Origin of the sequence: Streptomyces sp. NPDC002467, assembly GCF_042889825.1 — a bacterium.
Taxonomy (GTDB): Bacteria; Actinomycetota; Actinomycetes; order Streptomycetales; family Streptomycetaceae; genus Streptomyces.
The window spans coordinates 17,982-31,683 of record NZ_JBIARJ010000009.1 but is presented as its reverse complement, the minus strand read 5'-3'; the positions used below and the strand labels follow the sequence as shown (position 1 = coordinate 31,683).

The 13,702-nt window shown below is 75.3% G+C and carries 10 protein-coding genes; 5 read left to right on the top strand and 5 right to left on the bottom strand.

From position 1 onward, the window contains the following. Positions 1 to 16 precede the first annotated feature (16 nt). Complete coding sequence (locus tag ACFYYJ_RS19700) at positions 17 to 211, bottom strand: hypothetical protein (RefSeq protein WP_136210723.1); 195 nt, start codon at positions 209 to 211, stop codon at positions 17 to 19. A gap of 303 nt (positions 212 to 514) precedes the next feature. Between ACFYYJ_RS19700 and ACFYYJ_RS19695 the strand changes: the two genes are divergently transcribed. Together ACFYYJ_RS19695 and ACFYYJ_RS19690 are read left to right on the top strand one after the other, a co-directional pair. Further along, a complete protein-coding gene (locus ACFYYJ_RS19695; RefSeq protein WP_385129785.1) occupies positions 515 to 931 on the top strand; it encodes an ankyrin repeat domain-containing protein in 417 nt (138 codons plus the stop codon). Between the two features lie 320 nt (positions 932 to 1,251). Next, positions 1,252 to 2,649, top strand: coding sequence for a HEAT repeat domain-containing protein (locus tag ACFYYJ_RS19690; protein ID WP_389134062.1), 1,398 nt, complete (start codon positions 1,252 to 1,254; stop codon positions 2,647 to 2,649). 181 nt (positions 2,650 to 2,830) lie between these two features. Here ACFYYJ_RS19690 and ACFYYJ_RS19685 read toward each other — a convergent pair whose 3' ends face one another. Genes ACFYYJ_RS19685 through ACFYYJ_RS19675 form a run of 3 tightly spaced genes read right to left on the bottom strand, consistent with a single transcriptional unit; the run spans position 2,831 to position 5,072 of the window. Further along, positions 2,831 to 3,694, bottom strand: coding sequence for a biotin-dependent carboxyltransferase family protein (locus tag ACFYYJ_RS19685; RefSeq protein WP_389134059.1), 864 nt, complete (start codon positions 3,692 to 3,694; stop codon positions 2,831 to 2,833). After that, positions 3,691 to 4,308 carry an allophanate hydrolase subunit 1 gene (locus ACFYYJ_RS19680; protein ID WP_389134057.1) on the bottom strand — a complete coding sequence of 206 codons (618 nt, stop codon included), beginning with the start codon at positions 4,306 to 4,308 and terminating at the stop codon, positions 3,691 to 3,693. Before ACFYYJ_RS19680 ends, ACFYYJ_RS19685 begins: the two co-directional genes overlap by 4 nt. Further along, positions 4,305 to 5,072 (bottom strand): LamB/YcsF family protein, encoded by a 768-nt coding sequence (locus ACFYYJ_RS19675; RefSeq protein ID WP_389134410.1) that lies wholly within the window; start codon positions 5,070 to 5,072, stop codon positions 4,305 to 4,307. The genes ACFYYJ_RS19680 and ACFYYJ_RS19675 overlap by 4 nt, the downstream gene beginning before the upstream one ends. A 181-nt stretch (positions 5,073 to 5,253) precedes the next feature. Between ACFYYJ_RS19675 and ACFYYJ_RS19670 the strand changes: the two genes are divergently transcribed. From ACFYYJ_RS19670 to ACFYYJ_RS19660, 3 genes are all read left to right on the top strand, one after another. Beyond that, entirely contained in the window at positions 5,254 to 6,759 is a 1,506-nt protein-coding gene (locus tag ACFYYJ_RS19670; protein WP_389134054.1) for a hypothetical protein, read from the top strand. A 94-nt stretch (positions 6,760 to 6,853) separates the two neighbouring features. After that, positions 6,854 to 7,783, top strand: coding sequence for a hypothetical protein (locus ACFYYJ_RS19665; RefSeq protein ID WP_385129779.1), 930 nt, complete (start codon positions 6,854 to 6,856; stop codon positions 7,781 to 7,783). 59 nt (positions 7,784 to 7,842) lie between these two features. Continuing rightward, a complete protein-coding gene (locus tag ACFYYJ_RS19660) occupies positions 7,843 to 12,504 on the top strand; it encodes a hypothetical protein (RefSeq protein WP_389134052.1) in 4,662 nt (1,553 codons plus the stop codon). A 373-nt stretch (positions 12,505 to 12,877) separates the two neighbouring features. Here the strand turns inward: ACFYYJ_RS19660 and ACFYYJ_RS19655 are convergent, their stop codons facing one another. Continuing rightward, the gene (locus ACFYYJ_RS19655) at positions 12,878 to 13,450 is read right to left on the bottom strand and encodes a hypothetical protein (RefSeq protein ID WP_389134048.1); all 573 of its coding nucleotides are present in this window, start codon (positions 13,448 to 13,450) and stop codon (positions 12,878 to 12,880) included. Positions 13,451 to 13,702 lie beyond the last annotated feature (252 nt).

Genomic DNA, 13,702 nt, shown 5'->3' with positions numbered 1-13,702 from the left:
CGGTGCGGTGGCCGGGCTAGAGCTTGATCCCGCCGAGCAGGCTCGCGAGGCTCGCCGTGGACGCCGTGATGCTCGGGGCGATGGCGGAACCGGCGAGGAAGAAGCCGAAGAGGGAGCAGACGAACGCGTGCGTCAGCTTCATCCCGTCCTTCTTGAAGAACAGGAAGGCGATGATGCCTAGCAGGACGACGCCCGAGATGGACAAGACCATGAGAGGTTCTCCTGGTGGGTGGGGACAGTCACCATCAGTTGTCCCAGGCTCACAGGAAGTATCAATGCGACAAAAGGTGCATACGGGTGAATCTGCGGGTTTTTCACTTGACCGGCTCATCCCGGCTGGCGCGTCCGGGAGGAATGGGGTCGAGGGTGATCATCGCCTCGGCCCGAGCCGTACGTGTGCAGGTCCGGGCGCTACCCTGACGATTCACCCGTACGGACGCAGCGCCGTGCGCCCCCCTGCCCGCACGGCCCGGGGAAGCTTCATGCCAGCAGCGAGTGAAAGGCGGTACGCACCATGAGCGAGCACACCGGAGGAACCTCCCCCGACGCGCCCGACGAGGACGTCATCGAACTGGCCACCAAGATCTTCGACCTCGCCCGTCAGGGTGAGGCCGCGCAGCTCACCGCGTACCTCGAAGCGGGCGTCCCGGCGAACCTCACCAACGACCGCGGGGACACCCTCGTCATGCTCGCCGCCTACCACGGCCACGCCGAGACCGTCGCGACCCTGCTGGCCCGCGGAGCCGAGGCCGACCGTGCCAACGACCGCGGCCAGACCCCGCTCGCCGGCGCCGTCTTCAAGGGCGAGGAGGACGTCATCCGCGCGCTGCTCGCGGGCGGGGCCGACCCGAACGCCGGAACCCCCTCCGCCGTGGACACGGCGCGCATGTTCGGCAAGGCCGACCTGCTGGAACTCTTCGGAGCCGAGTAGTCCGCTTTTTTGCCGCGTGCCGACCGGTACGGACCTCACGGGTTGATCACGGCAGCCGTAAATGTGGTCGCGGTGCACAAACCGGCTGGGTCATCATGGCGTCGGATTCGATTCGCGAGCACGGGGGACGGGCAGGACGGCATGACGCGAAGGGTGTCCCGGCCGAGTCCGGCCGCCATGGTCACGAAGCACCGACGAGAGTGAGAAGACAATGGTCTACATCGAGCGGAACACGACGGCGAACGCCCTCACATGCTGTTACGCGGCTCTGTGAATCACGATTCCCGGTTGCGTCCCCAGCTTGATTTGAGGCCATTCCCATGTTCGAACCAGTCATAGCGCCGAGCGGTACCCTGCTCGGGCTCCTCCAGCGCGGCCGCGGCGACGGCACGCTGCACGCGCTCGCGGCGCCCAGGGCCGAGGCCCTCGCGGCCCTGAACCAGTGCGTGCTCCGCGATCCGCGGCAGGACTGGCAGGTCGAGAACCGCTCCCTGTACTACGCCAGGCTCTACCTGGATCTCGACGGCCCCCTCGCCGAGATCGAGAGCCACCTCTTCAGCGCCGACGACCTCGTCGACGACGAGGACCACAGGACCGGCCTCGCCCTGTCCGTGCTCGGCCACCTGGCCTCGTACGGCCGTGACGACGCGCTCATGCTGCTGCGCCGTTACGCCCACTCCGGGGCGAACTGGGCCTGGGCCCTCGACGAGCTCGCCCTGCGCGACGACGACGAGGGACTGCGCTCGCTCGGCGCGTCCGTCCTCGCCCGCTTCCCCGCCACGGCGGAGGGCGAGGCGCGGCTGGCCGCCGCCGTCCGCGACGCGTACGAGCCCAGGCCGTGGTGCCTTTGGGAGGAGTCGCCGCTGTACGGGGACCGCTTGCGCGCCGCCCGTCAGCAGGGCTCCTTCGACCGCTGGCAGCGACAGATGACCCCAAGCGGGCCCCGTCCGGGCTGGGGCGTCCAGGCGGTCTTCGAATGGGCCGCCGACGGCCTGCGCCGCGGCACGCCGCTGCACGTGCCCGCGGCCCGCTGCCTGGCCGCCGTGGCCCAGCCCGAGGACCGCCCCGCCGTCTTCGAGGCCGCCGCCGGCCGGCAGGGCGAAGCCGCCAGGGCCACCGCCCTGCACCACCTGGTCCTCGCCGAGCCGGAGAACCCGGCCGTGCTGGACCTCATCGAAGCCGCCGCGGACGAACCGGCCGTGGCCGCCTACGAGCGCATGTGCGGCCCCGCGGCCGTCGAACGCGCCCGGCGTTGGGTCCACCGCCCGGACGCGCTGGGAGCGGCGGCAGGGGCCGTCCTGGCCGCCCGCGGCGACGCCGAGGACGCCGGACTGGTCCTGGGCGCCCTCCGCTCCACCGTCCGGGGCTCGGGCCCCGACACCCAGCGGCTCTTCGCCCTGCTGGACGGCGCCGGCCGGCTCGCCATCGGCTGCGCGGCCCCCGTGCTGCGTCACGTCTACCGCGAGACCGCCTCGTCCCACCTGCGCGGCCGCGCCGCCCGGGCCCTGGCCAGCACGGACCCCACCTTCGCGGCGGGCTTCGCCGTCGAATGCCTGTGGGACTGCGAGGAGACCACCCGCGAGGTGGCGGCCCTCCACGCCGAGACGGCCGACGCCCGGGTCGCCCCCCGCCTGCGCCGCCTGGCGGCGGACCCGGCGGAGGAGGAGGACGTCCAGTCCGCCGTCCGCAGCCGCATCGCCCCGGAGTCGGCCGTGTAGCACGCCATGGACCAGCGGGTCCACGGACGGGGGACGTGCGTGGACGAAAGCGGTGACCGGTGCTCGGCCGGTGGGGCGCCCTCGGGAGGTCGCGTCCCGCGGGCGTCGATCGTGACGTGGGGCCCGGGCTGGCCCGGATCCGCGCATCGGCTGCTCGACCACAGGAGCCCCCGGCGTCTCGTCACCCCCTGGTGAAGCGCACCGCGGTACCCGGACGGGCCTGGGCCGCCGCGTCCAGGGAAGGGCCCGGCGGGACCACGCCGACCACCGGGTAGCCGCCCGTCACCGGATGGTCGGCCAGGAAGACCACCGGCAGGCCGTCCGGCGGGACCTGCACCGCCCCCAGCACCATCCCCTCGCTCGGCAGCTCACCGGCACGCGCCCGCACCAGCGGGGAACCGGCCTCCGTGCGCAGCCCGATCCGGTTGGACATCGCCGACACGCGGAACACCGCCCGCCACAACCCGGCCACCGAGCCGGCGGTGAACCAGTCGGCCCGCGGCCCGAGCCGCAGCGGCAGCAACAGCTCCGAAGGGGCCCCCGGCAGCCCGCAGGCGTCCGCGCCGACCGCCGGTACCGGGCCCGCCGAGCCCACCGGCAGCACGGTCCCCGCCGTCAGGACGGGCGGGCCCAGCCCCGACAGCAGGTCCGTCGAGCGGCTGCCCAGGACCGGTGCGACGGCCAGCCCGCCCCGCACCGCGACGTAGCTGCGCAGCCCGGACTCCGCCCGGCCCACCTCCAGCTCCGCCCCCGACGCCAGCCGCACCGGCGCCCCCCAGGCCACCGGGCGCCCCGAGACCCGTACGGAACACGGCGCGCCCGTGACCGCCACCGTCGTCGGGGCGAGGGCCCGCAGGGCGACCCCGTCCAGGGTGGTCTCCAGCGCGGCCGCGCCCGCCGGGTTGCCCAGCAGCCGGTTGGCCAGCGCGTGCGCGGCCGTGTCCAGCGCGCCCGAGCGGGGGACGCCCAGGTGCGCGTGGCCCGGGCGGCCCCGGTCCTGGACCGTGGTCAGCGCCCCCGGCCGGATCACCAGCAGCCCGCTCATCCGTCCGCCTCCGTGAACCGCACCCGTACCCCCGGCGCGAACAGGGCCGCCGGATCCCGCTCCGGGTCCCAGAGCACCGCCTCCGTGGAGCCGATCAGCTGCCAGCCGCCGGGGGAGGAGCGCGGGTACACCCCCGCGTACTCGCCGGCCAGCGCCAGCGAGCCCGCCGGGACGGACTGCCGGGGCGTGTCCCTCCGGGGCGGGTGGAACCGTTCCGGCAGGCCCGTCAGATAGCCGAAGCCCGGCGCGAACCCGCAGAAGGCCACCCGGAACTCGGTGGCCCCGACGATCCCCGGCACCTCCCCGGGAGCCACCCCCCACAGCCGGGCCACCTCCGCCAGGTCCGGGCCGTCGTACCGCACCTCCACCGTGACCAGCGGGCCCTGCGAGGGCGCGAGCGGCGGCACCTCCCAGCGCGCGATCCGGGCGCCGAGCGCGGCCGGATCCCGTACGCCGTCCAGCAGCACGGTCCGCGCCGCGGGGACGACCTCCCGCACGGGCCCCAGCTCGCCCGCCTCCCGGCGGCGCAGCAGCTCGGCGTGGAGCGCGGCGACCTCCGCCGCCGAATCCAGCTCGATCAGCAGCGCCCCGTCGCCCACCACCAGGCTCCTCACGCGAAGGCCTCCACCCGCACCCCTGCCGCGCCCAGCGCGTCGCGGACCCGCAGGGCCAGCCCGGCGGCCCCCGGGGTGTCCCCGTGCAGGCACAGCGAGCGGGCCGCCACGGGCACGGGGGAGCCGTCGGCGGCCCGTACCGTCCTCTCGGCCGCCATCCGCACGGCCCGCTCCACCACCGCGTCCGGGTCGTGGACCACGGCCCCCGGCTCGCCGCGCGGCACCAGCGTCCCGGCGGGCGTGTAGGAGCGGTCGGCGAACGCCTCGGCCACGGGCGTCAGCCCGGCCTCCTCGGCGGCGCCGAGGAGCAGTGACCCGGGCAGCCCCAGCACCGGCAGGCCCCCGGTCGCCCCGGCCCCGGCGGCGAGCCGGACCCCGGCGACCACGGCGGCCGCCTGGTCGGCGTCGTACACGGTGCGGTTGTAGAGCGCACCGTGCGGTTTCACGTACGACACCCGGGAGCCGGCCGCCCGCGCGAACACCTCCAGCGCCCCGATCTGGTAGGCCACCTCGTCGGCGAGTTCGCCGGGCGGCACGTCCATGGAACGCCTGCCGAAGCCGGCCAGGTCGCGGTAGGAGACCTGGGCGCCGATCCGTACGCCCCGGGCCGCGGCCAGCTCGCAGACCCGGCGCATGATGGACGGGTCCCCGGCGTGGAAGCCGCAGGCGACGTTGGCGCTCGTCACGACGGACAGCAGGGCCTCGTCGTCGGTGAGCGTCCAGCGCCCGAAACCCTCGCCCAGATCGGCGTTGAGGTCGATCACGGCAGCGGATGCGATCATGGAAGCCATGCGCCGAGGGTAGAGCAGGCCGCCCGGCGGGCAGCTCCGGACGATCCGAGCGGGCGGAACCGGCGGAACGGGCGGAACCGGCGGAACGATCAGAACGATCCGGCCGAACCCCCGCGTTTGGGATGTTGTCAGGGTCAGCGCCTAGTCTTTGTCCGTGACTCTCCCAGCCCCGGCGAAGACCCTTCCGTCCCCGGCGCCGGGCCCGGCCGCCGACGAGGGCCTGGCCCGGCGACTGCGCGCCCTCGCCTGCACCGCCCCGCTCCACGACCTCGACGTGCGCAAGGCCAATCTGGCCGGCGAGTACGGGGTCTACGCCATGGCCGAGGTGGCGCTCTCCGCGATCGACCTGGTCACGCTGAACATGGACTTCGACACGGGCGCCGACCACGAGCAGATAGTGGCCCGCCTGCTGCCGCGCGTCGCCGCACAGGCCCCGGCGCGCCCGGCGGCCGAGCACGAGCGGGTGGCCCGCTGGGTGCTGGAGAACCTGATCAACGTCGGCAGCGTCGACCGCGGCTTCCGCGCGATCTACGGCACCTTCGGCGCGGACGGCGTCTACGTGCGCCGCGACTACGACTTCAAGCTGATCGAAGAGGTCCCCGGGCACGGCGGCACGGTCTACCTGCGCACGACGGACGAGGCGGTCAACGTACTCGTCGGCGCCCTCGACACCGATGTCACCAGCGCACAGATCGCCGCCGAGGTGAAGCTGGAGGTGCTGATCAGCCGGGGCAGGCTGGCCGACGCCCAACTCGCCGCCGAGCAGGCCCGGTACCGCACCGTGCAGTACGCCGAGACCCTGCGCCGCACGCTGGACGCGACGCGGCGCAACGTCCGGGCGGTGGACTGGCTCCAGTCCGTGCCCGACATGATCGAGGAGGCCCTCGACCACGTCGCCGACCGCTACCGCCACGAGAACGCGATCCTCACCAACATCCGCAAGGCGCGCGACGAGGCGGAGGAACCCGACAACAAGCGGCGCGCCGCCGAGCTCGTCGACATCGTCAAGGACTGCATCCGGCGCCACACCCAGCTCCAGTCCCGGCTGCTGGACGCCGGACCGCTCTTCCGCGCCGAGCAGGACCGCCAGGCCTTCGCCGCGCCCGCGCCGCGCTCCGGCATCGACCTGTACGGGCAGCTCGTCGCCCCGATCCTGCCGCTGCCGGTGTCCGGGGCCCGCCGGGTCACCGACGCCTTCTTCGCCTCCGGGGCCGGTCTGCGCACCCCCGTCTCGGTACGGGTCGCCGACCTCGTCGACATCCTGCTGACCCCGCCCGTCGAGCGGGAGCACCTCGGCCTGGAGATGCCCGAGCCCGACCTGATCGCCACCCCGGACGACAGCCGCTTCAGCGAGGAGCAGCTCGCCGCCGCGACACGGCTCCTGGACCTGCCGCACGACGCGCCGCGCCGGCTGTCCGGCCTGCTGGCGGAGGCCCGCCGCAGCGACCCGGACCTCCCGTACCTGGTGGCCCTGTTGGCCGTCCACGCGGCGAGCCCCGCCGTCGGCACCGCGTACCGCCAGGGCGAGGAGCGGCTGCTCTTCGCCGTCGACGACGGGACCCAGCTGGACGACCCCGAGTTCGGCGGCGCCGACCTCATCGTGGGCACGGCCCTCCTGGACGCCGCCGGCATGGCCGCCGACCGCACGGAGGCGGCGTGACCCGCACCGCCGCCACCCGCAACGCCGGCATCACCCGCACTGCCGCCACCACCCGCACCGCCATCAGCATCCGTACCGCCGAGGAGACGTACCCGTGAGCGACAACCACGCCGAGCACCCCGCGTGGAGCGAGCGGCACACCCCGTGGAGCGAGACCGACGTGCCGTCGGCTCCCGTCGCGCCCGCGCCCGCCCCCACGGGCGGCGTCACCCCGGCCGACGCCGCCGACGCGGCCCGCCTCGTCGCCTTCGGGCTGCAGCCCAAGCTGCTGCCCGCCCGCGACGCCGAGTACGCCGAACTGCTGCGCCGCTACCGCGAGGACACCGCCTTCGGCCGTCTCGCGGACGCCGTCGCCACCGGCCTCGGCCTCGTCGTCCTGGAGGTGTCCACCCGCGCCGGCATGGCGGTCGCGGCCGGCGAGGACTCCGTCTTCGCCGTCCGCATGGGCGACTACGCCCGCCGTACCGCCGCCGACTCCGCCGACCGCTTCCTGCACGGCCTCGCCCACCTCGCCGTCGCCGCCCTCGCCTTCCCGCGCCCCGAGGACCTCGCCGACGACGCCTACATCGGCCGCATCACCGTCAACGGGGTCGACGCCTTCGTGCGGCAGACCTGCCGACGCCTCGAAGAGCGCGCCGAGGAGCTCGGCGAGAACACCGACCCGGCCACCGACGCCCCCGGCCTGGAGGCCGCCTGGCGCGTGTACGTCCGCCGCAGCGCGACCGGCGCCACCAAGGACGCCCGACGCCTCGCCGGTTCCACCACCGGCATCGTCGGCAAGGCCGCAGCCTTCCTCACCGACTCCGGCTTCCTCCAGCGCACCGGCGACGAGGCCGGCGGCACCTACCGCACCACCCCCCGCTACCAGCTCCAGGTCCGCGACATGGCGGGCAGCGCGGCCATGGCCGAGCTCCTGGAACTCGGCGTGGTCCCCGTCAGCGACGGCTCCGCCACCCTCCTGCCGCCGCCCGAGGGCGACGACCTGGACCTGGCGGCCGACGCCGGCCTGCCGTTCCACGCCTGAGCCACCCGCCCCGTACGTACGTACTGAGACCCACCGAGAAACAACGAGAGTCCGCCGCCATGTACGAGCTGTCCCGGATCCGCCTCTACTCCATCGGGCCCGCCGGCGCACGGTACGCCGACACCGTGCTCGACCTGCGCGGAGTCGGCGAGCCGGTGCCCCACCCGGCGCCGACGCAGGCGGAGTTCTTCGAGGACGAGCCCACCGGGCCGCCGCGCCGCCCCGCGCCCGCCGGCGTGCTGTTCCTGGAGAACGGCGGCGGCAAGTCGGTCCTGCTCAAGCTGATCTTCTCGGTGATGCTCCCCGGCCACCGCAACACCCTCGGCGGCGCCAGCTCGGGCGTCCTGCGCAAGTTCCTGCTCGCCGAAGACTGCGGCCACGTCGCCCTGGAATGGCAGCACACCCAGACCGGCGAATGCGTGGTCGTCGGCAAGGTCAGCGAATGGCGCGGCCGCCAGGTCTCCAACGACCCCCGCAAGTTCGCCGAGGCCTGGTACTCCTTCCGCCCCGGCCCCGGCCTCAGCCTCGACAACCTGCCCGTCGCCGAGGCCACCGCCGTGCGCCCGCCCGTCGAAGGGGCCTCCGGCGCCCAGGGCCGCCGCCGCACCATGAAGGGCTTCCGCGACGCCCTCACCGAGGCCGGCAAGGCGTACCCGCACCTGGAGGTCTCCTGGGAGGAGATCCACGACCGCTGGAACGAGCACCTCACCGAGCTCGGCCTCGACCCCGAACTCTTCCGCTACCAGCGCGAGATGAACGCCGACGAGGGCGAGGCCGCCGGCCTCTTCGCGGTCAAGAAGGACTCCGACTTCACCGACCTGCTGCTGCGGGCCGTCACCGACACCCGCGACACCGACGGCCTCGCCGACCTCGTCCACGGCTTCGGCAACAAGCTGGGCCGCCGCGCCGAGCTGATGGCCGAACGGGACTTCACCGCGGGCTCGGTGGACCTGCTCACCCGCATCGTCGAAGCCGCCGAGACCCGCACCCGGCTGCGCGACGTCCACGCCGGCGCCGAACGCCGTACGCGCACCCTCGCGCGGCGGCTCTCCGCCCGCGCCGCCGAGGAACGCGGCCGGGCCGCCGAACTCGCCCAGCGGGTCACCGGCGCCGCCCACGAGGTCACCGCCGCCGAGTCCGCCCGCGCCCGCAGCGCCGCCGTCTCCGCCGAACTCGCCTACCGGCACGCCTCGCTGGCCCTCACCGTCGCCGACAAGGCCGCCGCCGCCGGGCGCCGCGAACTCCTCGACGCCCGTACGCTGCACTCCGCCTGGCAGGCGGCCGAGAGCGTGCTGCGCCACCGCGCCGCCGCCGACCGCTCCGCCCGGGTCGCCTCCGCGATCCTGGAGGCCGAACGGGACGCGGCCCCGGCGCTGGCCGCCCGCGCGACCGCCGCGGCCGAGTTGGTACGGGCCCTGCACACGGCCGCCGAACAGGGCGAGCGGGCCGCGAACGAGGAGGAGGAGCGTTCCGCCGAGCTCCAGGCCGTCGGCGAGGCCGCCCACCGTGACGCCACCGCCGCCGCCACCGCCGCGCAGCGGGCCCGCAGCGAGGCCGAACACCTGCGCTCGCGGCTCGCCGAGGTCGAGCAGGAGACCGCCGAGGCCGTCCGCGCCGGCTGGCTCGACGACTCCGCCCCCGACGCCGACCCGGCCCGCGCGGCCCTCGCCGCGGCCGACGCCGAGAAGACCGCGGTGGCCGCCTGGGACGAGTCCCGCGAGGCAGCCCGCACCGCCGGCGAAGGCGCCCGGGAGGCCGCCGCCGCGGAATCCCGCGCCGAACTCACCGCCGCCCGAGCGGCGGACGCCGCCGACGCGGCCGAGGCCGCCCACGCCGCCGAACACCGGGCCGCCGCCTCCCTCGCCGAATCGCCCCGCCTTGCCGAACTCCTCGGCCTCCCGTCGGGCCCGGACGCGGCCCCCGCCCCCGTCTCCGGCTCCACCTCCGCCGAAGCCGGGGACGCCCGCGCCGCGGATGCCCCGGCCGACCCCGCCACCGCCGGACGGCTCACCGCCGAGGACCTCGACCGGAACGCCGAGGACCTCCACCGCCTGCTGACCGACGGGGTCGCCTCCGCCGAACGCCACCTGTTCGAACTCCGCACCGCCGCCGCCGACGACGCCCGCATCCTCGGCGCCCTCGGCGACGGAGGGTTGCTGCCGCCCGGCCCCGACGTCCTCGCCACGGTCGAGTACCTCGGCGAACACGGCATCCCGGCCCTGCCGGGCTGGCGCTACCTCGCCCAGTCCGTGGACCCGGCCGACCACGCCGCCGTCCTCGCCGCCCGCCCCGAACTCGTCGACGGCGTCGTCATCACCGACCCCGACACCCACGGGCGGGCCCGCGAGGTCCTCTCCGCCGCGGCCCTGCTGCCCCGCTCCACCGTCGCCGTCGGCACCGCCGCCGCCCTGCTGGCACCCGTACCGCCCACCGACGGCGCCGACACCGGGGTCTTCCTCGTCCCGCCGAACCCGGCCATGCACGACGAGCACGCCGCCGACGAGGAGCGCCAGGCGCTGCGCGCCCGCGCCACCGCCCGCGACACCGAGATCCGCGCCCTCGCCGCCCGGCTGTCCGGCGACCGTGAACTCGCCGCGCGCCTCGGCTCCTGGCGCACCGGCTGCCCGATCGGCCGGCTCGCCGAGCTCGCCCGGCACGCCGAGGCCGCCCGGGCGTTCGCCGAGGAGACCGACGCCGAACTCGCGGAGGCCCGTACCGTACGCGCCGAAGCCGACGAGGCCGCCGCCGACACCACCCGCGTACGCGACGAGCGCCAGGACACCGCCCAGCGCGCCCGCCGCGCCGCCGACGCCCTCGCGGGCCTCGCGTTCCGCCTGCGCGAGCGCGCCGGTTGGCAGGCCCGGCTGCGTGAACTCGCGGACGACTCGGCCGAGTCCGAAGCGCGCGCCGAGGTCTGCCTGGACCGCGCCCGCGCCGCGGACGAGGACCGCCGCGCCGCCCAGCGCGCCGCCGACGACGCCCGCCGCACCGCCCGCGCCCTGCGGGCGGAACGCGCCGAGATCGCCGGCGCCCCCGACCCCCTCCCCGAGGACGACGGCACCCGCAAGGCCCCCCTCCCCGACCTCCGCGAGGCCTACCGCGCCGCCTCGCAGCTCTACGAGAAGGTGGGCGTCGGCGCCGACCTGCGGGCCGAACAGGCCCGCGCCGAGAGCGACGAGAGCGCCGCCCTCGCCGAGCTCGACCGCCTCACCAACAAGGTCCGCACCCGCGCCGCCCAGCTCCTCGAAGGCACCGACGGCGCCGACGGCCCCTCCCGCCAGGCGGCGGCGGCCCGCGCCGAGGCCCTCGTACAGATGCTGGAGTCCCGGGCGTCCGCCGCCAGCGAGCAGCTGGGCCGACTGCGCGGCGAGGCCGAACGGCACGCCCCGGCCGACGGCGAGGCGCACACCGACCTCCCCGACGAGCTCGTCCCCGAGGACGTCGAACAGGCGGTGGCCCTGCTGCGGACCGCCACCGCCCAGCACGCAGCTCACAGCGCCGCCGTGGAGGCCGCCCGGGCCGCCCACGCGGACCTGCTGCGCGCCCACCGCACCGCCGAGGACGGCGCCGGTGGCTTCGACGAGACCGCCGCCCTCCTGCGGGACCTGCTGCGCGACCACGCCCACCAGGACGACGAGCAGGAACCGGCCCCGCACCCCGGCACCCTGGAGGAGGCCCGCCAGTCGGCCGCCGAGGCCAGGCGCTCCCTGCGGGGCTGCGCGGCCGACCTCTCGGCCGCCGAAGCCGCGGTGCGCGAGGCGAGCGACATCCTGGTCCGGCACGCCAACGCCACCCGCTACGAGCAGGTACGCACCCCCGCGCGCCAGCAGATCCGCGAACTGCCCGCCTCCGCGCTGCCCGAGCACGCGGCGGCCTGGGCCGCGGCCTTCGCACCCCGGCTCCGCGTCCTCACGGACGAGCTGGCGCAGCTGGAGCGCAACCGCGACAGCATCGTCGACCGCCTGCGGGGCCTCGTCGAGTCGGCCCTGGCCACCCTCCGCTCCGCCCAGCGCCTGTCCCAACTCCCCGAAGGCCTCGGGGAATGGTCCGGCCAGGAGTTCCTGCGGATCCGCTTCGAGGAGCCCGACCAGGCCACCCTCACCGAGCGGCTCGGCGAGGTGATCGACGAGGCGACCCGCTCGGCGCTGAAGAAGAACAGCACCGCCTCCTTCGGCGAAGGCCGCCGCGACGGCATGTCCCTGCTGCTGCGGGGCGTGCAGGCGGCCCTCGAACCCAAGGGCATCGCGGTCGAGATCCTCAAGCCGGACGCCGTCCTGCGAGCCGAACGCGTCCCGGTCGGCCAGATGGGCGACGTCTTCTCCGGCGGCCAGCTGCTCACCGCCGCCATCGCGCTCTACTGCACGATGGCGGCCCTCCGCAGCAACGACCGCGGCCGCGACAAGCACCGCCACGCGGGCACGCTGTTCCTCGACAACCCGATCGGCCGCGCCAATGCCACGTACCTGCTGGAGCTCCAGCGGGCGGTCTCGGACGCCCTCGGCGTCCAGCTCCTGTACACGACGGGCCTGTTCGACACCACGGCCCTGGCGGAGTTCCCCCTGGTCATCCGGCTGCGCAACGACGCGGACCTGAGGGCGGGCCTGAAGTACATCAGCGTGGAGGAACACCTCCGCCCGGGCCTGCCCCAGCAGTCCCCGGAGTCGGAGCCGATCCACGGCGAGATCACGGCCACCCGAATGTTCCGCCGCACGCCCTCCTGACGCGCCGCTCGCACGTCTCGGCGCCGGGGCGCCTCCCCGGCTTCGCGCCGCTGCGCCGGACTCCGTCCGTCGACCTGCCGGGCGAGGCCGTTGCCCTGGCCGGGGCCCGGCCTCTGTCCGAGGGAGGGCCGCTGCGCGGGGCCGTCCCCTACCCGCCCTTCCTCCGTTCCGCGGGGCTCCGCCCGGACCCGGTCCTCAAACCCCGGACGGGCTGAAATTGCCCTGCCGGGCGGAAATCCGGCCTCGCCGGCGTTTGAGGCGCGGGGTCCGGGGCGGAGCCCCGCGGAACGTGGGAAGGGCGGGTAGGGGAGCAGCTCCGCGCAGCGGCCGGGCACGCACCGGGCCACGGACGCCACCGCCCCACCCCGGCCGCCTACCGCCGAGCCGACGCCGCCAACGGCCCGTCCTCGCGGGACATCCGGCCCCGGACCCCGCCCGGCTCAGCCGCACCCCCGCCACCCCGCCACGTGCGCCGGGCCGTGCTGCTCGGTGCCGAGAGGACCCCGTGGCGCTGGTTCCACGCCTGCCGGGTGATCCACACGTCCAGCACGCCCCACGTGGCCACGATCGTCCCCGCGACCGCGCCGATCGCCATCGGGAAGGCCGCCCAGGCACCGGCCAGCGCGAGGTAGAAGGCGGTCGTGGCCAGGATCAGCGTCACGGCCACGATCAGTACCGCCCGTACCGCCGAAGCCCGCACGGGATCCGGCATCCGGCGGCGCCGTGCCGGCTCCTCCACCCACAGCCCGCGCCGCACCCCTTCGACCCCGGCGCCACCCGCCGCCGGGCCGTCGTCCTCGTATCCGTTCACGGTCCGCTCACTCCCCACCCGGCGGCCGGCGTCCTTCGTCGTTCCCACCGCAATGCCTACCCACGCCGCCAACCCGTCCACCTCGTACACCCCGCCCATGCCGACCACGACACCCGCGCCACTCGAATCGTCCACTTGTTCAGACGTTCGGCGCGGCCCTGAGATTCCCGAATCCCGGACGTATCCACCCGTCCCGAAGATCGCGGAACGAACAATTCCAGCCATCCATCATGTCGCGGACACCGAGGCCCCACCAGGTGTCATCTGTCACAAATCGGGCTGCACTTGACCGGAGGTATCGGACAACTCGTGATCTTCGTGCGGACGTTCGGCCGAAAACGTCCGGACACGCCTTCGAAGCTCCGCATCGTCAGTAGTAGGCTCGCG